Origin of the sequence: Burkholderia sp. IO2 (assembly GCF_029522185.1) — a bacterium.
In the GTDB taxonomy this organism is placed as follows: domain Bacteria; phylum Pseudomonadota; class Gammaproteobacteria; order Burkholderiales; family Burkholderiaceae; genus Burkholderia; species Burkholderia cenocepacia.
On record NZ_JAKWFH010000012.1, the window covers coordinates 102,968 to 121,758 of the forward strand.

Sequence of the window (18,791 nt, forward strand, 5' to 3'; positions counted from 1 at the left end):
GTGACTTCATTCACCGATTCGATATCGAACCCGGTCGCCGGCACGTCGAAGCCCGCTGCCGCCGGACGCGCGGCGGACGACTTCGCGCTCGGCCTGCCGCCCCGCCCCGCGCTGCTGTCGCGCCGCGCATGGCTCGCGCTCGTCGCGCTGTGCGTGGCGATCGGCATCGGCGTGCCGCTCGCCGCACTCGTCGCGCCCGAAGCCAGCGCGTTCCACCTGTCCGCGTACGCGATGACGCTCGCGGGCAAGCTGATGTGCTACGCGATCGCCGCGCTCGCGCTCGACCTCGTGTGGGGCTACTGCGGCATCCTGAGCCTCGGCCACGGCCTGTTCTTCGCGCTCGGCGGCTATGCGATCGGCATGTACCTGATGCGCGAGATCGGCCGCGACGGCAAGTACGGCAGCGACCTCCCCGACTTCATGGTGTTCCTCGACTGGCACCAGTTGCCGTGGTACTGGAGCGGCACGCAGCATCTCGCGTGGGCGCTCGCGCTGGTCGTGCTCGTGCCGGCCGTGCTCGCGTGGGTGTTCGGCTTCTTCACGTTCCGCTCGCGCGTGAAGGGCGTGTACCTGTCGATCATCACGCAGGCGCTGACGTTCGCCGCGATGCTGCTGTTCTATCGCAACGAGACGGGCTTCGGCGGCAACAACGGCTTCACCGACTTCAAGCGCATCGCCGGCTTCGCGATCACGTCGCCGGGCACGCGCACGGTGCTGTTGCTGCTGACGTTCGCGACCCTCGTGCTCGCGTTCATCGCCGCGCGCGCGATCGTCACGAGCAAGCTCGGGCGCGTGGTGACCGCGGTGCGCGACGGCGAGACGCGGCTGATGTTCCTCGGCTACAGCCCGCTCGCGTACAAGCTGTTCGTGTGGACCGTGTCGGCCGTGCTGTGCGGCATCGCCGGCGCGCTGTACGTGCCGCAGGTCGGCATCATCAATCCCGGCGAGATGTCGCCCAGCAACTCGATCGAAATGGCGATCTGGGTCGCGGTGGGCGGACGCGGCACGCTGATCGGGCCGATCGTCGGCGCGTTCGCGGTAAACGGCGCGAAGAGCGTCTTCACCGCGTACTTCGCCGAATACTGGCTGTTCTTCCTCGGTCTGATCTTCGTGCTCGTGCCGCTCTTGCTGCCGCGCGGGATCATGGGCCTCGTCGAAACCGTGCTCGCGAAGGGGAAACGCGCATGAATGGAACGGCGCTCTACCAGTTCACGCCGCCCCCCGAGGACGAGCTGACCGTCAGCGGCAGCGCGTCGATGGGGCGCGTCGTGCCGCCCGGCATCGATACGTCGCACGGCACGATTCTCTATCTCGAGGACATCGAGGTGAGCTTCGACGGGTTTCGCGCGCTGAAGAAGCTGTCGCTGTCGATCGACGCGGGCGAGCTGCGCTGCGTGATCGGCCCGAACGGCGCGGGCAAGACGACGATGATGGACGTCATCACCGGCAAGACGCGGCCCGATGCGGGCAAGGTGTTTCTGGGCCAGACGATCGACCTCGCGCGGATGAACGAACCCGAGATCGCGCGGGCGGGCATCGGCCGCAAGTTCCAGAAGCCGACCGTGTTCGAACAGCATCCGGTATGGGAAAACCTCGAACTCGCAATGCAGACCGACAAGGGCTGGCTCGCGTCGCTGCGCGCGCGGCTCGACCGCACCGCGCAGGCGAAGATCGAGGAGACGCTCGCACTGATCGGCCTCGAAAGCCATGCGTATCGCGCGGCCGGCGAACTGTCGCACGGCCAGAAGCAGCGGCTCGAAATCGGCATGCTGCTGATGCAGCGCCCCGCGCTGCTGCTGCTCGACGAACCGGCGGCCGGGATGACCGACCACGAGACGATGGAACTCGCCGAGCTGCTGAACACGCTGCACGGCACCTGCTCGATGATGGTCGTCGAGCACGACATGGAATTCGTCGCGGCGCTCGCGGGCGACACGGGACGCGTGACGGTGATGGCCGAAGGCGCGGTGCTCGCGCACGGCACGCTCGACCAAGTCAAGCGCGACGACGCGGTGATCGAGTCTTACCTCGGACGATGATGCGATGCTGAAAATCGAAGCGCTGAACCAGTACTACGGCGGCAGCCATATCCTGCGCAACGTGAACCTCGTCGCCGACGACGGCAAGCTCACCGTGCTGCTCGGCCGCAACGGCGTCGGCAAGAGCACGCTGCTGCGCTGCCTGATGGGCGTCGTCGCCGCGAAAAGCGGCAGCGTGTCGTGGTGCGGCACCGCGCTCGGCGCACTGCCGCCGTATGCGCGCGTCGCGGCGGGGCTCGCGTACGTGCCGCAGGGCCGCGACATCTTTCCGCGGCTCACCGTCGAGGAAAACCTGCTCGTCGGCGCGGCGAGCCGCAAGGCGCCGTCGAAAGTGCCCGATCGCATCTACGACCTGTTCCCGGTGCTCAAGGACATGCGCGCACGGCGCGGCGGCGACCTGTCGGGCGGTCAGCAGCAGCAGCTCGCGATCGGCCGCGCGCTGATGAGCGAGCCGCAGTTGCTGATCCTCGACGAGCCGACCGAAGGCATCCAGCCGTCGATCATCCAGGACATCGGCCGCACGCTGCGCCAGCTCGTCGACGAATCGCGGATGACCGTGCTGCTCGTCGAACAGTATTACGATTTCGCGCAATCGATCGCCGATCGCTACTGGGTGATGAGCCGTGGCGAGATCGTCGCGGGCGGGGAGGCACAGGACATGGAGACGAACGGCGTGCGGGAGCTGATCGCGGTGTAGTGAAGGCTTAGACGAATGTCGAGAGACGATAACGATTTCATTAAAATAGGCCATTTCAACAACCGCTGAAGCTTCGGATTCCAGTGAAAACTTGACCGATTTCACTGAAATGCTATTCTTCAGCGAATGTTGAAATCCATCCAATCAATGAACAGGATCGAAATCCAGGCGCGCAGCGTGCTGGAACAGGTGCTGTCGCGTGTGCCGATCGTCGTCATCGACAACATCCGCTCGGACCTGCCGACGAGCAGTCGCCCGGTCGATCTCGTCGCCCACGTCCGGGCGGACGGTACGCCCTATCAGCTGCTCTGTGAAATATTACCGAACGGACAACCCCGCTACGTCAACAACGCACTGCTGCAAATCCGTGAACATGCGGCATACGGCGCACCAGACGCAGTGCCGATCCTCATCGCCCCTTATTTTTCACCAGGTACGCGTGCGCTGTGCCAGCAATATCAGGTCGGGTACCTGGACATGGAAGGAAACGCGCAGATCGCCTTTGGCGGCGTGTTCATCGAGCGTCAGATGACCGAACGCCCCGTCATCGAACGTCGTGAACTCAAATCCCTTTTCAAGCCAAAGGCGGCACAGATACTTCGGGCGATGCTGCGCGACCCGCACCGTGCCTGGAAAGTCGTGGAACTGGCCGATGTCACCGGTGTGAGCATCGGGCAAGTCAGCAACGTGCGCACGGCCCTGATCAATCGAGAATGGGCTGCGACGACGCGTGATGGAATCTATCTGTCGCGACCTGATGCCGTGATCGATGCATGGCGCGACAGCTACGAAGCGCCGGCAGGCGAGCGTCACGCACTCTACACGACACTGCATGGTGCCGCACTCGAAAATGACGCGCGCGAAACGCTCGGTATGGTCAACAAGGAAATACCTGGTGCAGCAGCGTTTGCATCGTTCTCAGCCGCAAACTGGATCGCGCCCTACGCTCGCTCGTCCATCCAGTACTTCTATGCAACGCAGGCCGGCCTCGGCCGGCTGACGGCCGCGCTGAAACTAAAGCCCGTGCCGCGCGGCGAAAACGTCGTCATCACGCTCGTCAAGGATGAAGGGCTGCTTGCTGACACGATCGAGCCGGCTACCGGCGCCATTTGCACAAGCCCCGTTCAGACCTATCTCGACCTTACCCTCACTGGCGAGCGTGGCGAAGAAGCCGCCCACCATTTACGTGAAGCGACGATGACATGGCCGCAATGACCCCGCAGGAGCCGCAATCTGCGGCGCATTATGATGATCGAACGACTGCCGCGGTCAAATCCGTGCTGATCGAAATCGGTCAGATTCTTGGCAGTTTCAAAGGGAAATTTGCGGTGATTGGCGGAGCCGTGCCCTGGCTGCTGCTCGATAACGATGAAATGCATCACGTGGGCACGATCGACATTGATCTGAGTCTGGATGCGGAAGCACTCGCGGACACCGCGTATGTCGCCCTAATCGACGCGCTGATGGGCAACGGCTACGAGCAACGCGAAACGCTGCGGCGCTTTCAGCTTGTACGGAACGTGACAACAACTGACGGTGGTCCGTCGATCGACGTCATCGTCGATTTTCTGATGCCTCGACATGCCGAAATCGAAAAGCGCATTCCACCGCTGCTCGGCAACTTCGCGGTCCAACGCGCAGACGGTGCAGATCTCGCGACTCGTTTCTACCAGATGACGGCAATCTCGGGGCCAATGCCGAACGGCGGCATGAATACGGTCGAAGTTGCCGTTTGCTCGATTCCGGCGCTGCTTGCGATGAAAGGCTATGCACTGAATGGTCGACTCAAGCAGAAGGACGCGTACGACGTATATTTCTGCATTCGAAACTACACCAACGGCATCGACGGCCTTGCGCAGGCCTGCCGTCCGTTGCTCGATTTCGACAGCGGCGCCACCGGATTCCGCTACATTGCGGAAAAGTTCGACACGCCAGATGGCTTCGGCCCTACTTCAGTGCGACGCTTCGTCGAGGACACACGCATACTCGGAGATCGAACGCCGGACCAATGGCAGCAGGATGCGTTCGGACAAGTCGACGCACTGCTGCATGAGCTCGGGTTGCGACGGTAACCGGAGACAACATGCAACCGCTCACGGACCCATCTCAACGCTATTCGAATGCGCAGCAGTAGCGCGCGCCTTGGTTAATGTTCTTGTAGCATCCCTGCTCGAGCCCCCCACGTTCAAAGATGTCCGCCCCTGACTCCCACGCCCCGCTGTCCCGCCCCGCCGTCGCCAAGTCGTGGCGCGGCCGCCTCGAACTCGGCTTCGAGCGGCACGGTGCGCGCACGACGCTCGCGCACCGGCTACACGACGGCCCGCTGCGCGTGCAGCGGCCACTGTACCCGGAAGGCGACGCGATCTGCCACGCGGTGATCGTGCATCCGCCGGGCGGCGTCGCGGGCGGCGACCAGCTCGACATCGACATCGCGCTCGGCGACGGCACGCACGCGGTGCTGACGACGCCCGGTGCGACCAAGTGGTACAAGTCGAACGGTCTCGACGCGACGCAGCGTATCGGCATCGCGGTCGGCGCGCATGCGAAGCTCGACTGGCTACCGCAGAACAACCTGTTCTTCGACGCGGCGCACGCGGCGCTCGACTTCACGGTGACGCTCGGCGCAGGCGCGAGCGCGATCGGCTGGGACGCGACGCAGCTCGGCCGGCAGGCGGCCGGCGAAACCTGGTCGGCGGGACGCATCGCGTCGACCTCGGCGCTCGTCGATGCCGACGGCCGGCCGCTGTGGACCGAGCGCGCGCTGCTCGACGCGCGCGACCCGCTGCGCGGCGCGCTGCAGGGCCTCGCCGGTTTTCCCGTCTACGGCACGCTGTGGGCCGCCGGCGCCGCGTGCGACGCCACGCTCGCCGAAGCGCTTGCCGCGCGCATGCCGTTCGACGACACACTGCGCGCGGGCGCCACCTGCGTGACGCCCGGCGTCGTGCTCGTGCGTGCGCTCGCGACGTCGATGGAAGCGCTGCAGCGCCACTTCGCCGACTGCTGGCTGCAGTTGCGGCCGATCGTTCACGGCGTCGATGCGCGGCCGCTGCGTCTCTGGCAAACCTGAACGCGCGCATCACGCACCGTTTCGGCGCAGCGCGCGACACGCGCCGCACCCTCTCCATGCATCGCGCACCACGAACGCGCATCGCACTGCATGCGATGCACATGGCACGCACCTTGCTCCTTACATAAGCGATACACGACGCACGCAAAACAGCGCGGTGCTACGATGAACCGCGCGCCCGCCCGTTGCGTGCGCACCGATAAAAATTACGTTTTCCTGAACGTCTGCCTTCATGAAACTGACTCCCCGCGAAAAGGACAAGCTGCTGATCTTCACGGCGGCGCTGCTCGCCGAACGCCGCCGTGCGCGCGGCCTGAAGCTCAACTATCCGGAGGCGGTCGCCTTCATCACCGCGGCGCTGATGGAAGCCGCGCGCGACGGCAGGACGGTGGCCGAGGTGATGCACTACGGCACGACGCTGCTCACGCGCGACGACGTGATGGACGGCGTGCCGGAAATGATTCCCGACATTCAGGTCGAAGCGACCTTCCCCGACGGCACGAAGCTCGTGACCGTCCACCACCCGATTCCGTGAGGCCCCGCATGATCCCCGGCGAAATCCTCACCGACGACGGCGAACACGAACTGAATGCGGGCCGTGCGACGCGCTCGCTCGTCGTCGCGAACACCGGCGATCGCCCGGTGCAGGTCGGCTCGCACTATCACTTCTTCGAAGTCAACGACGCGCTGTCGTTCGACCGCGCGGCCGCGCGCGGCTTCCGGCTCAACATCGCGGCCGGCACGGCCGTGCGCTTCGAGCCCGGCCAGACGCGCACCGTCGAGCTCGTCGCGCTCGCGGGCGAGCGCGCCGTCTACGGTTTTCAGGGCAAGGTGATGGGGCCGCTGTAAGCCGCGCCCCGCTCTTCAGGAACAGCAACATGACACTACGCTTGAGCCGCCGCGCGTACGCGGAAATGTTCGGGCCGACGACGGGCGACCGCGTCCGGCTCGCCGATACCGAACTGCTGATCGAGATCGAACGCGACTTCACCACGTACGGCGAGGAAGTGAAATTCGGCGGCGGAAAAGTGATCCGCGACGGGATGGGCCAGTCGCAGCGCGTGGCCGCCGACGTGCCCGACACCGTCATCACGAACGCGGTGATCCTCGATCACTGGGGCATCGTGAAGGCCGACATCGCGATCAAGCACGGCCGCATCGCCGCGATCGGCAAGGCCGGCAACCCCGACATCCAGCCGGGCGTGACGATCGCGATCGGCGCCGCGACCGAAGTCATCGCCGGCGAAGGGCTGATCGTGACCGCGGGCGGCATCGACACGCACATCCACTTCATCAGCCCGCAGCAGATCGACGAGGCGCTCGCGTCGGGCGTCACGACGATGCTCGGCGGCGGCACGGGGCCGGCCACCGGCACCAACGCGACGACCTGCACGCCGGGCCCGTGGCACATGGAGCGGATGCTGCAGGCCGCCGACGGCTGGCCGATCAATCTCGGCTTTCTGGGCAAGGGCAACGCGAGCCTGCCGCAGCCGCTCGTCGAGCAGATCGCGGCCGGCGCGATCGGTTTGAAACTGCACGAGGACTGGGGCACGACGCCCGCCGCGATCGACAACTGCCTGTCGGTGGCCGACGACACCGACACGCAGGTCGCGATCCACACCGACACGCTGAACGAGGCCGGGTTCGTCGAATCGACGGTCGCCGCGTTCAAGGGCCGCACGATCCACACGTACCACACCGAAGGTGCGGGCGGCGGCCATGCGCCCGACATCCTGAAGGTGTGCGGCGAGATGAACGTGCTGCCGTCGTCGACCAATCCGACGCGCCCGTACACGATCAACACGCTCGACGAGCATCTCGACATGCTGATGGTGTGCCATCACCTCGATCCGTCGATCGCCGAGGATCTCGCGTTCGCCGAATCGCGCATTCGTCGCGAGACGATCGCGGCCGAGGACATCCTGCACGATCTCGGCGCGCTGTCGATGCTGTCGTCCGATTCGCAGGCGATGGGCCGCGTCGGCGAAGTGATCATCCGCACCTGGCAGACCGCGCACAAGATGAAGGTGCAGCGCGGCGCGCTGCCGGAGGACACCGCGCGCAACGACAACTTCCGCGCGAAGCGCTACGTCGCGAAGTACACGATCAATCCGGCGCTCACGCACGGCATCGCGCATGAAGTCGGCTCGATCGAGCCCGGCAAGTGGGCCGACCTCGTGCTGTGGGAGCCTGCGTTCTTCGGGATCAAGCCGTCGATGATCCTCAAGGGCGGCATGATCGCGCTCGCGCAGATGGGCGACCCGAACGCGTCGATCCCGACGCCGCAGCCGGTTCACTATCGCGAGATGTTCGCGACGCGCGGCGGGGCGCTCGCGCGCACGTCGCTGACTTTCGTGTCGCAGATGGCGGCCGATGCGGGCATCGCGGAGCGCTATGGCCTCGCGAAGCGGATCGTGCCGGTGCGCAACTGCCGCAACGTGACGAAGGCCGACATGATTCACAACGCCTGGCGTCCGTCGATCAGCGTCGATCCGGAAACCTACGACGTGATCGCCGACGGCCAGTTGCTCACCTGCGAGCCGGCGACGGTGCTGCCGATGGCGCAGCGCTATTTCCTGTTCTGATTCGAGATCCTCGGTTTCATGCGCACCCTCGACAAACGTATTGCCCCGAACGTGAAACTCGCCGCGTCGCTCGTCGCGCGCGCGCCGACGCTCACGCTCGCCTATGACGCCCGCTGCAAGAGCCGCTTGGCGGCGACGCTCGATACCGGCGAGGACGTCGCGGTCCTGCTGCCGCGCGGCACCGTGCTGCGCGACGGCGACGTGCTCGTCGCCGACGACGGCGCGCTCGTGCGCGTCGCCGCGGCGCCCGAAACCGTGCTGCTCGTGCGCGCGGCCGACCCGCTCACGCTGATGCGCGCCGCGTACCATCTCGGCAACCGTCACACGCCGGTCGAGATCGGCGACGGCTACCTGAAGCTCGAAGCCGATCCGGTGCTCGCGGACATGCTGCGCCGGCTCGGCACGCGGGTCGAAGAGGCACGCGCGCCGTTCCAGCCGGAAGCCGGTGCGTACGGCGGCGGCCACAAGCACGGGCACGACGCGACGTTCGCCGAGGATTACGCGCTCGCGCAGCAGGTGTTCGGCGAACATCACGGGCATGCGCATCCGCACGATCACGATCACGATCATCAGCATGGTCCCGGCTGCACGCACGGCCACCACGGTCATGACCACCACTGAACTCGTCGCGCTGCTGCACCTCGCGTCGCCGGCGCTGCCGATCGGCGCATACAGCTATTCGCAGGGCCTCGAAGCCGCGCTCGACGCGAACCTGATCCGTGATGCCGATTCCGCGCGCGACTGGATTGCCAGCGGCCTGACCGATGTGCTCGCGCACGGCGAACTGCCATTCCTCGCACACCAGCTCGCCCGCTGGCAGACCGACGACACGCACGCGCTCGCCGCCGAGAATGCGTGGTTCGTCGCGAGCCGGGAATCGGCCGAACTGCGCCGCGAAACCGAACAGATGGGCTGGTCGCTCGCGCAGCTGTGCGCATCGCTCGAATGGGGCGACGCCGCACGCCGCGCGACGCTCGCGTCGCTGTCGCCGATCGCGCTGCCGACCGCATTCGCGTACGCGGCCGCCGCACACGATGCCAGCGCCGACGCGACGCTCGCCGCGTACGCGTTCGGCTGGGTCGAGAACCAGACGTCCGCCGCGCTGAAGGCCGTGCCGCTCGGCCAGCTCGCCGGGCAACGCATCATCGTCGCGCTGCGCGGCGCGATCGACGCGGCCGTGCGCCGCGCGCTCGCGACACCGCCCGACGCCGTCAACACGTTCGCGCCGCAGCTCGGCATCCTGTCCGCGCGGCACGAAACCCAGTATTCGCGGTTGTTCCGCTCCTGAACCTCATCGCCCGACCATGAACGCACCCGCTCCCTCCCCCGCCCGCCGCACGAAGAAACTGCCGCCGCTGCGCGTCGGCATCGGCGGCCCCGTCGGCTCCGGCAAGACCACGCTGCTCGAAATGCTGTGCAAGGCGATGCGCGACCGCTACGACCTCGTCGCGATCACCAACGACATCTATACGAAGGAAGACCAGCGACTGCTGACGGTCGCGGGCGCACTGCCCGAGGAACGCATCATGGGCGTCGAGACGGGCGGCTGCCCGCACACGGCGATCCGGGAAGATGCATCGATCAACCTCGAAGCCGTCGACCGGATGCTCGCGCGCTTTCCCGATGCCGACATCGTGTTCATCGAGTCCGGCGGCGACAATCTCGCGGCGACCTTCAGCCCCGAGCTGTCGGACCTGACGATCTACGTGATCGACGTCGCCGGCGGCGAGAAGATTCCACGCAAGGGCGGCCCCGGCATCACGAAGTCCGACCTGCTCGTGATCAACAAGACCGACCTCGCGCCGCTGGTCGGCGCGAACCTCGACGTGATGGCGTCCGACACGCGGAAGATGCGCGGCGAGCGGCCTTACGTGATGACGAACCTGAAGGCGCTCGACGGCGTCGCGGACGTGATCGCGTTCATCGAGAAGAAGGGTTTGCTGACGGTGTGAGCGGCGCGGCGGCGCCCTGCAACGCCGCCACGCGAGTCCGGGCGGCATCGCGCCGTCCGCGCCGTCTATGCGTCGTCGTCCGGAGCGTCCTGCACGTCCGGCAGCGCACGCGCGCCGGTTGCGGCAGGCGGCAACAGCGCGGCGAGCACGTCGACCGTGCGCGCGGTCGCGCCGCGGTGACGCGATGCGAAGGCCGCGCCGGCCGCGCCCATCGCGATGCGCCGCGCGTTGTCGGCGAACAGCGCGTCGAGCACGTGTGCGAGATCGAGCGGATCCTCGACCTGCATCGCCGCACCGGCCGCGACCGCATCGGCGGTCGCCTGCGTGAAGTTGAACACGTGCGGCCCGATCAGCACCGGCACGCCGACCGCGCACGCTTCGATCAGGTTCTGCCCGCCGAGCGGCAGCAGGCTGCCGCCGATGAACGCGATGTCGGCCGCCGCGTAGTACGCGCCGAGCTCGCCCATCGAATCGCCGAGCAGCACCGTCACGTCGTCCGGCAGCGGGTCGGCCGCCGGCCGGCCCGCTGCGAGCGCGGCCGCGTCGGCCGCCCACACCGAGCGCCGCACGCATTTGAGCCCGCCACGCGCGACGAGCGCCTCGACCTCGGCGAAGCGCTGCGGATGACGCGGCACGAGCACCAGCAGCGCGCCGGGCGTACGCATTTCCGCGAACGCCTGCAACACCAGCGCCTCTTCGTTCTCGCGCGTGCTGGCGGCGACCCACACCGGCCGCGCGCCGATCGCGTCGCGCCACGCATGGCCGCGTGCCGCGAGTTCCGGCGGCGTCGTCATGTCGAACTTCAGGTTGCCGAGCACGGTCACGTTGCGGGCGCCGAGCGACGTCAGCCGCTCCGCATCGGCCGGGCTCTGCGCGAGCACGCGCGAGAAGCCGCCGAACACGTCGCGCGTCGCCGCGCCGAACTTCGCCGCGCGCCGGAACGAACGCGCGGACATCCGCGCATTGGTCAACACCAGCGGCACGTCCGCGCGGCGACACTCGTCGATCAGCGTCGGCCACACCTCGGTTTCCATCACGAGGCCGAGCGTCGGCCGCCATGCACGCAGGAAGCGCCGCACCGCGCCCGGCATGTCGTACGGCAGGTAGCAGCGCAGCACGCGATCGCCGAAGATCTGTTCGCCCGTCGCGCGGCCGCTCGGCGTCATGTGCGTGAGCAGGATGCGCGCATCGGGGCGCGCGCGCATCAGCGCATCGATCAGCGGCTGCGCGGCGCGCGTCTCGCCGACCGACACCGCATGCACCCAGATCAGCGGCGCGCGGTCGTCGCGCGAGCGGCCCGCGACGTGACCGAAGCGCTCGGCGATATGCTCGCGATAACCGCGCTCCTTGCGCGAGCGCACGTAGAGCCGGATGACCGCGGCCGGCGCGACGAGCCACCACAGCGCGCGATAGATCGCCCTCAGCATGCGGCCGCCCGGGTATTGCGTCGAAGCAGGCGCGCGCTCAAACCAGCGCCCTGCCCGTCAGGCGTTCGAGAATGCCGAGCGGCGCGCATTCGCGGCGAACCATCGCGTCGACCGGCAGGAACAAGGTCTGCTCGAGCATGAACTGGCCCGACATCACAGCGTGCGAAGTCTGATCGGAGAAACATATCCACACGCTGCCCGGCGGAAACGGCATCGTTTGCTGCGGACACGTCTTCTGGTAGTCGAGGTCGGCCTTCATCCCGTCGTGCAGGTTCAGCATCAGGTGGTCGTATGCGCTGCGCGGCGATTTCGTCACGTGCAGCAGGTTCAGCAGCCACGCCGAGCCCGGGAACTGCGGCCGGATCTTCGGCAGGAAGCGCTTCGCGACGTCCTCGAACGGCTCGCCGACACGCCACACGCGCGGCGCGCCGGCCGGGTTCACGTTCGTGAACACGCGCAGGATGCGCTCGCCGTAGTTCGGCCGCGACGGGAACGCGTCGACGTGCAGCCGGCTGTCGTCCTTGCGCCACGACGTCTGGCGCGTTTCGACCTGCATCAGCCGCAGGCTCGTCGGCGCGACGCGCAGCTTGCCGCGGTATTCGGGAAAGAGGCCGTCGACGAGCGTGCCGGCCTGCTGCTGGAAGCGCGCGACGAGCGCGCGCACGGCCGACTGCGTGACGCTGTCGCCGATCACGCCGGCGAGCGCGCCGCCGTTCGGCGCGAGGCTGATGTTCTTGCGTTTCGGATCGGCGAGCGCCGGATCGAGCAGCGCTTCCTCGCCGCCTTCGATCGCGAAGCGCAGGTGCGGGAAATACAGCACCTTGCCTTCCTCGACCGCGGCCAGCAACTGCTCGCGCGGCGCCGACAGGTTGTGTCCGCTCCAGTCGGCGGACGGGACTTCGATGATCTGGGATTCGCTCATGATCGGTTCGCGTGTGGACAGCGTTACAGGAGGCCGAAGCCCGCGAGCGCCGACTTCACCTGCGCGATCGACGGGGGCTGCCCCGCCGTGCCGAGATTGACGACGTTCGGCGACCAGTAGCCGCCGGTCCGCCAGGCCGTCGCGAAATTGTACAGTTCGACCGTCGGGCGCTTCAGCGCGGCCGCGATGTGAACCAGACCTGTATCAACCCCGACCGTCGCGGCCGCGCCGTCGATCAGCCCGACCACGGCCGGCAGCGACAGCTTCGGCGGCACGATCGCCGCCGCGCCGAATTCCTTCGCGAGCCGCTCGCTGGTCGCGCGTTCCGCGTCGTTGCCCCACGGCAGCACGAGCGACGCGCCGCGCCGCACCAGCGCCTGGCCGAGCTCCATCCACGCGGCGTCCGGCCACTGCTTGTCGGCGCGCGACGTCGCGTGGACGAACACGACGTACGGCACCGGCAAGTTCAGGCCGAGCGCGGCCACCGCGAGCGCTGCCGCCCGCGTGTCGAGGCCGAACTCGACGGGGTCGGCCGGGGTCGGCGCCGGGTCGTCCAGCGCGGCCGAGACCAACTGGCGCGAGCGCTCGACGACGTGCGTGCGCGGCGCGATCGGCACGCGCTTGCGGTAGAAGAAGCGCACCGGCCACTCGTAGCCGGCGCCGTCGGTGCGGTTGCCGAGCCCGACGAGCGGGCCGCGGGCCCAGCTCGCGACCCACGCGGTCTTGATGAGGCCCTGGCAGTCGATCACGAGGTCGTACTGCTCGGCCGCGAGGCGCCGGCGGAACGCGCGGATCTCGCGCCACGTCGCCCCCGAGAACGGCTTCTTGCGCCAGCGGCGCAGCGAGAACGGCAGCACGTTGCGCACGCCGTCGACGAGCCGTACGAGGTCGACGAAGCTTTCCTCGACGAGCCAGTCGATCTGCGCATCGGGGTGGCGGCGCCGGATATCGGCGATCACCGGCATGTTGTGCACGACGTCGCCCAGCGACGACACACGCACGATCAGGATCTTTTGCACGCTGAAAAAACGCCGGCTGGCAGCCGGCGACAGACATAAAGGGGGGATTTTATCCCGCCCGGAGGGCCGGACAGACAAAAAGCGGCCACGCGCCCGGGGCGCGCGCCGCTTTTCAAGATAAACCCGGCCGATGAGCCGGCCGTCGTACGGGCGGCCCGCCGGCCGCCGGTGCTCAGAACGGCAGCTTGACGTCCGGCTTCGCGGCCGTCAGCACGCGGCGGAAGTCCTCCTGGATGCGCTTGAGCCCTTCCTGCGTCTCGGCTTCGAAGCGCATCACGACGACCGGCGTCGTGTTCGACGAACGCGCGAGGCCAAAACCGTCCGGGTACTCGACACGCAGGCCGTCGATCGTCACGACTTCGTCGGCGCCGTCGAACTTCGCTTCCTTCTGCAACTGCTCGATCAGGCGGAAATTCTCGCCTTCGTCGAGCCAGAGCTGCAGTTCCGGCGTGCTCATCGCGTCCGGCAGGCTGTTGAGCAGCGCGCTCGAATCGGCCGTCTTCGCGAGAATTTCCAGCAGGCGCGCGCCCGTGTACAGGCCGTCGTCGAAGCCGTACCAGCGATCCTTGAAGAACACGTGGCCGCTCATTTCGCCGGCGAGCGGTGCACCCGTCTCGCGCAGCTTCGCCTTCACGAGCGAATGGCCCGTCTTCCACATCAGCGGCTCGCCGCCCTTCGACTTCACCCACTGCGCGAGGTGGCGCGTGCACTTCACGTCATAGATGATCTGGGCGCCCGGGTTGCGCGACAGCACTTCTTCCGCGAACAGCATCAGCTGGCGGTCCGGATAGATGATCTGGCCGTCCTTCGTGACGACGCCGAGACGGTCGCCGTCGCCGTCGAACGCGAAGCCGAGCTCCGCATCGGTGTCCTTCAGCGCCTGGATCACGTCCTGCAGGTTTTCCGGGTGGGCGGGATCGGGGTGGTGGTTCGGGAACGTGCCGTCGATGTCGGTGAAGCGCTCGACGAGTTCGCAGCCGAGCGCCTTGAACAGGCGCGTCGCGAGCGGGCCCGCGACGCCGTTGCCGGCGTCGACGACGAGCTTCAGCGGCCGCGCGAGCTTCACGTCGCCGACGATGCGCGCGATGTACTGATCCGCGACGTCGATTGCTTCATACGTGCCGCTGCCCGTCTCGAACCGCTCGTCGACGATGCGGCGGTACAGCGCCTGGATCTGCTCGCCGTAGATCGCGGCGCCGCGCAGCACCATCTTGAAGCCGTTGTAGTCGGGCGGGTTGTGGCTGCCCGTGACGACGATGCACGAATCGACGCGGCGCTCGCCGCCCTTCAGCGCGAGCGGCACGTTCGCCGCGAAATAACCGACCGGCGTCGGCACCATGCCGACGTCGACGACGTCGACCCCGGCCGCACGCAGGCCGTCGGCCAGCGCGCCGACCAGCTCCGGTCCGGACAGGCGGCCGTCGCGCGCGACGACGACCGCATCGCCGCCCTGCGCACGCACTTCGCTGCCGAATGCCCGGCCGATCCCGCGCGCCGTGTCGACGTCGAGGGTCTTGCCGACCACGCCACGAATGTCATATGCCTTGAAGATGGATTGGGAGATCATCGATTCTCTTCTCTCGGTTGCGTGCATGAAAAATTGTCTGGCTTGCGCGGCCGCCGCTCGCGGGTGCCGCGCATGATACATGCCTGCCGGCGGAACACGGGGCGCAACGGCTGGAGCGGCCGCGATCCCACTTATAATCGCGGGTTTCGATGACGCGCATGTCGCCCATTTTAATGCCTAGCCGCCCCGCCGCCGCCCACCTGCCGCCTCCGGCCGCCCCTCGCGCGCGCCGCCGCTGCCGCGCATGCTGAGGCGCTTCGGCAACCCGGACGTCGCGAAGGCCGTCGCGAACCTCGTCTGGCTGGGGCTCGAACGGCTCACCCAGATCGGCGTCGCGATCGCGATCAGCGGCCTGCTGGCCCGTTATTTCGGGCCAGATGTGTTCGGCAAATGGCAGTATGCGAATACGCTTCTCCTGGTACTGGCGCCGCTCACCTGGGTGTGCGGCGCGGAAATCCTCGTCCCGACCATCGTCCAGCGCCCGCCCGCGCAGCTCGGCGCGGTGCTCGGCAGCGCGTTCGTGCTGCGCATCGCCGTGTCGGTCGCCGCGCTCGCCGCGACCTGGATCGCGATCGCCGCGGGCGCCTTCGACCCGCTGGTCGGCGCGATGCTCGCGGGCCTCGCGGTCACGATGGTGTTCCGCGAGCCGTTCGTCGGCGTGATCAACGCGTGGCTGCAGAGCATGACCTACAGCAAGCCGCAGCTCGTCACCAGCATGGTCACCGCGCTCGCCAAGGCGCTGCTCGTCTGGCTGCTGGTCCGCGCGGCCGCCGGCCCCGCCCGCTTCGCGTGGCTGTGGGCGCTGGAAGCCGCCGCGATCGGCTTCGCGCTGCTGCTGTACTACCGCCATCGTAACGGCGGTGCGCTCGGCTGGACGTTCGACAAGCCGCTGTTCCGGCACTTTGCAACGGCCGGCACCGTGTTCTGGCTCGGCCTCATCTGCATGTACCTGTTCCTGAAGCTCGACCGCCTGATGCTCGAGCGCCACGTGTCGTTCGCCGATCTCGGCCGCTATTCGGCCGCGCAGCAGCTCAACGAGAACTGGATCACGCTCGCGCTGATGCTCGCGCAGACGATCGCGCCCGCCTTCGTCTACCGCGTGCAGGACGTCGCGCGGCTGCGCCGCAACATCGTCCGGCTGATCGCGATGACGGCCGGCCTGATGGCGGCCGGCGCGCTCGTGCTCGACGCCGCCGCCCCGCTGATCGTCGGCAAGGTGTTCGGCCGCGGCTACGAGGCGTCGGTCGACATCTTCCGCTGGGCCGTCTGGCTGTCCGTGCCGGCCGGCATCGAGGCGATAGGCAATCTTATCGTTCTCAAATATCAAGCAAAATTCGTGTTGCTGTCGAAATGGCTGCTCGCGCTGGCCATCGCCGCGCTCGTCAACCTGTTCGCGATCCCGCGGCTCGGCCTGTACGGCGCGCTCGTCGGGCTGGCGGCCGGCTATCTCGCGGCGGCCGCCGTCAACTTTTATTACATCCGTTTCAAGCTGCGAACATGACGTCCCCTGCTTGCCCGACCCCGCTCGACGACGTGGCCGTGCTGATGCCGGCCTACAACGGGCACGACGACGTCGTCCGGACCCTCGCGTCGTTTCGCGAGGACGCGCCCGTGCACGTGCTGATCGTCGACGACGGCAGCACGCCGCCGATCGTCGCGCCCGATCTGCCGGGCCTGTCGATCGACGTGCTGCGCATGCCCCGGAACGGCGGCATCGAACGCGCGCTGGCGGCCGGCATCGACGCGCTCGCGGCGCGCGGCTTCCGCTACGCGGCCCGTATCGACGCGGGCGATCTCGCCGCGCCGCAGCGCCTCGCGAAGGAGCGCGCCTATCTCGGCGCCCATCCGCGCGTGGCCTGCGTCGGCATGTGGACGCAGGTCGTGTCGCGCGCCGGCGAGCCGCGCTTCATGCTCACGCCGGCCGCCGATCCGCGCACGCTGCGCCGCACGCGCTTCCTGCGCTCGCCGCTCGTGCATCCGTCTGTGATGTTGCGCATCGACGCCGTGCGCGAAGTGGGCAACTATCGGGCAAAGTACCGCGCGGCCGAGGATCTCGATCTTTTTTTACGGTTAATGCAACGCTACGATTGCGCGAACCTGCCGGAACTCGGCCTGTATTACGAGCTTAACGAGGGCGGGATCAGCGCGACCAAACGCCGGCGCCAGCTGGTGTCGACGCTCACGCTGCTGCTGCGCCACTTCAACGTGCTGAACCCGTACGACTGGGCCGGCCTCGCCAAGAACCTGCTGCATTTCGTGACGCCGTACCGTACGCTGCAGCGTATCAAGCAGACGCTGTTCGCCGCGCGGCCGTCCGCCTGACGTGCATCCGGCCCGTTCGGCAATTTCGACGCTTTATTTTTTCTTTTTTTCATGTCCGCCACCTCCCCGCTGCGCATCGCGCTCGTCTGCAACACGGCCTGGGCGATCCATACGTATCGCCACGGGCTGATCCGTGCGCTCGTCGCGCGCGGCGCCGAGGTCGTCGTGATCGCGCCGCACGACCGCACCGTGCCGTTGCTCGAGCGGATGGGCTGCCGCTACGTGGCGCTCGCGGTCGCGTCGAAAGGCACGAGCCCGCGCGAGGATCTCGGCACGCTCGCCGCGCTGGTGCGCCACTATCGCGCGCTGCGGCCCGACCTCGTGTTCCATTACACGATCAAGCCGAACATCTACGGCTCGGTGGCCGCGTGGCTCGCGCGCGTGCCGTCGATCGCGGTGACGACGGGCCTCGGCTACGTGTTCATCCAGAAGAGCCGCGCGGCGAGCGTCGCGAAGCGCCTGTACCGGTTCGCGTTCCGCTTCCCGCGTGAAGTGTGGTTCCTGAACCGCGACGATCTCGCGACCTTCACCGACGAGCGCTTGCTCGCGCACCCCGATCGCGCACGGCTGCTGCACGGCGAAGGCGTCGATCTCGAACAGTTCGCGCCCGTGCCGCTGCCCGCCGGCGACGCGCCCGTGTTCATCCTGATCGGCCGGCTGCTGTGGGACAAGGGCGTGCGCGAATACGTGGAGGCCGCGCGTCTCGTGCGCGAGCGCTTCCCGAACGCGCGCTTCCAGTTGCTCGGGCCGCTCGGCGTCGACAATCCGAGCGCGATCGGCCGCGCGGATGTCGACGCGTGGGTCGACGAAGGCATCGTCGAATATCTCGGCGAAGCGCACGACGTGCGACCGCACATCGCGGCGGCCGACTGCGTCGTGCTGCCGTCGTACCGCGAAGGCGTGCCGCGCACGCTGATGGAAGCATCGGCGATGGGCCGCCCGATCGTCGCGACCGACGTGCCGGGCTGCCGCGACGTCGTCGCCGACGGCGACACGGGTTACCTGTGCCGCGTACGCGACAGCGCGAACCTCGCGGAGCAATTGAATCGCATGATCGAACTCGGAACGGCCGGACGCGAAGCGATGGGCGCGCGCGGCCGGCAGAAGGTCACGGCGGAATTCGACGAACAGCAGGTCGTCGAACGCTACCGGCGTACCATCCACTCGTTAACCGGTATCACCCTCTGAAGGAGC

At 67.7% G+C, this 18,791-nt stretch carries 19 protein-coding genes; 15 read left to right on the forward strand and 4 right to left on the reverse strand.

The features are described from left to right. From urtC to ureG, 12 genes are all read left to right on the forward strand, one after another. Positions 1–1,188, forward strand: coding sequence for an urea ABC transporter permease subunit UrtC (gene urtC, locus MMB92_RS10350; RefSeq protein ID WP_277562683.1), 1,188 nt, complete (start codon positions 1–3; stop codon positions 1,186–1,188). Continuing rightward, positions 1,185–2,039, forward strand: a complete 855-nt coding sequence (urtD, locus tag MMB92_RS10355; RefSeq protein WP_059721578.1) for an urea ABC transporter ATP-binding protein UrtD — start codon at positions 1,185–1,187, stop codon at positions 2,037–2,039. The genes urtC and urtD overlap by 4 nt, the downstream gene beginning before the upstream one ends. A 4-nt stretch (positions 2,040–2,043) precedes the next feature. Next, positions 2,044–2,736: an urea ABC transporter ATP-binding subunit UrtE gene (gene urtE, locus MMB92_RS10360; protein ID WP_277562684.1), complete on the forward strand. Its 693-nt coding sequence runs from the start codon at positions 2,044–2,046 to the stop codon at positions 2,734–2,736. 147 nt (positions 2,737–2,883) lie between these two features. Beyond that, positions 2,884–3,951: a hypothetical protein gene (locus MMB92_RS10365; RefSeq protein WP_277562685.1), complete on the forward strand. Its 1,068-nt coding sequence runs from the start codon at positions 2,884–2,886 to the stop codon at positions 3,949–3,951. Next, positions 3,939–4,808 carry a nucleotidyl transferase AbiEii/AbiGii toxin family protein gene (locus MMB92_RS10370; RefSeq protein ID WP_048986247.1) on the forward strand — a complete coding sequence of 290 codons (870 nt, stop codon included), beginning with the start codon at positions 3,939–3,941 and terminating at the stop codon, positions 4,806–4,808. Before MMB92_RS10365 ends, MMB92_RS10370 begins: the two co-directional genes overlap by 13 nt. Positions 4,809–4,927: 119 nt before the next feature. After that, positions 4,928–5,803 carry an urease accessory protein UreD gene (locus tag MMB92_RS10375; RefSeq protein WP_059721580.1) on the forward strand — a complete coding sequence of 292 codons (876 nt, stop codon included), beginning with the start codon at positions 4,928–4,930 and terminating at the stop codon, positions 5,801–5,803. 232 nt (positions 5,804–6,035) lie between these two features. Continuing rightward, positions 6,036–6,338: an urease subunit gamma gene (locus MMB92_RS10380; RefSeq protein WP_006491064.1), complete on the forward strand. Its 303-nt coding sequence runs from the start codon at positions 6,036–6,038 to the stop codon at positions 6,336–6,338. An 8-nt stretch (positions 6,339–6,346) separates the two neighbouring features. Further along, the gene (locus MMB92_RS10385; RefSeq protein WP_006491066.1) at positions 6,347–6,652 is read left to right on the forward strand and encodes an urease subunit beta; all 306 of its coding nucleotides are present in this window, start codon (positions 6,347–6,349) and stop codon (positions 6,650–6,652) included. A gap of 29 nt (positions 6,653–6,681) precedes the next feature. After that, positions 6,682–8,388 carry an urease subunit alpha gene (ureC, locus tag MMB92_RS10390; protein ID WP_006491061.1) on the forward strand — a complete coding sequence of 569 codons (1,707 nt, stop codon included), beginning with the start codon at positions 6,682–6,684 and terminating at the stop codon, positions 8,386–8,388. Positions 8,389–8,406: 18 nt separating this feature from the next. Further along, positions 8,407–9,009: an urease accessory protein UreE gene (gene ureE, locus MMB92_RS10395; protein ID WP_062884031.1), complete on the forward strand. Its 603-nt coding sequence runs from the start codon at positions 8,407–8,409 to the stop codon at positions 9,007–9,009. Then, entirely contained in the window at positions 8,996–9,676 is a 681-nt protein-coding gene (locus MMB92_RS10400) for an urease accessory protein UreF (RefSeq protein WP_012492899.1), read from the forward strand. The genes ureE and MMB92_RS10400 overlap by 14 nt, the downstream gene beginning before the upstream one ends. A gap of 16 nt (positions 9,677–9,692) precedes the next feature. Next, the gene (gene ureG, locus MMB92_RS10405; RefSeq protein WP_058901948.1) at positions 9,693–10,340 is read left to right on the forward strand and encodes an urease accessory protein UreG; all 648 of its coding nucleotides are present in this window, start codon (positions 9,693–9,695) and stop codon (positions 10,338–10,340) included. Positions 10,341–10,405: 65 nt separating this feature from the next. On the opposite strand, the gene waaA is transcribed toward ureG, so the two are convergent. From waaA to MMB92_RS10425, 4 genes are all read right to left on the reverse strand, one after another. Continuing rightward, positions 10,406–11,767, reverse strand: coding sequence for a lipid IV(A) 3-deoxy-D-manno-octulosonic acid transferase (gene waaA, locus MMB92_RS10410; RefSeq protein ID WP_062884032.1), 1,362 nt, complete (start codon positions 11,765–11,767; stop codon positions 10,406–10,408). Between the two features lie 37 nt (positions 11,768–11,804). Beyond that, entirely contained in the window at positions 11,805–12,689 is an 885-nt protein-coding gene (locus tag MMB92_RS10415) for a Kdo hydroxylase family protein (protein ID WP_277562686.1), read from the reverse strand. Positions 12,690–12,712: 23 nt separating this feature from the next. Then, positions 12,713–13,708 carry a lipopolysaccharide heptosyltransferase I gene (waaC, locus tag MMB92_RS10420; RefSeq protein ID WP_277562687.1) on the reverse strand — a complete coding sequence of 332 codons (996 nt, stop codon included), beginning with the start codon at positions 13,706–13,708 and terminating at the stop codon, positions 12,713–12,715. Between the two features lie 172 nt (positions 13,709–13,880). Beyond that, on the reverse strand, positions 13,881–15,275 hold the full coding sequence (locus MMB92_RS10425; RefSeq protein WP_062884035.1) for a phosphomannomutase/phosphoglucomutase: 1,395 nt from the start codon (positions 15,273–15,275) through the stop codon (positions 13,881–13,883). Between the two features lie 244 nt (positions 15,276–15,519). On the opposite strand from MMB92_RS10425, the gene MMB92_RS10430 reads away from it, so the two are divergent. Genes MMB92_RS10430 through MMB92_RS10440 form a run of 3 tightly spaced genes read left to right on the forward strand, consistent with a single transcriptional unit; the run spans position 15,520 to position 18,785 of the window. Further along, positions 15,520–16,776, forward strand: coding sequence for an oligosaccharide flippase family protein (locus MMB92_RS10430; RefSeq protein WP_062884036.1), 1,257 nt, complete (start codon positions 15,520–15,522; stop codon positions 16,774–16,776). Continuing rightward, positions 16,773–17,597 carry a glycosyltransferase gene (locus tag MMB92_RS10435; protein ID WP_006485112.1) on the forward strand — a complete coding sequence of 275 codons (825 nt, stop codon included), beginning with the start codon at positions 16,773–16,775 and terminating at the stop codon, positions 17,595–17,597. Before MMB92_RS10430 ends, MMB92_RS10435 begins: the two co-directional genes overlap by 4 nt. A 51-nt stretch (positions 17,598–17,648) precedes the next feature. After that, positions 17,649–18,785, forward strand: a complete 1,137-nt coding sequence (locus tag MMB92_RS10440) for a glycosyltransferase family 4 protein (RefSeq protein WP_277562688.1) — start codon at positions 17,649–17,651, stop codon at positions 18,783–18,785. Positions 18,786–18,791 lie beyond the last annotated feature (6 nt).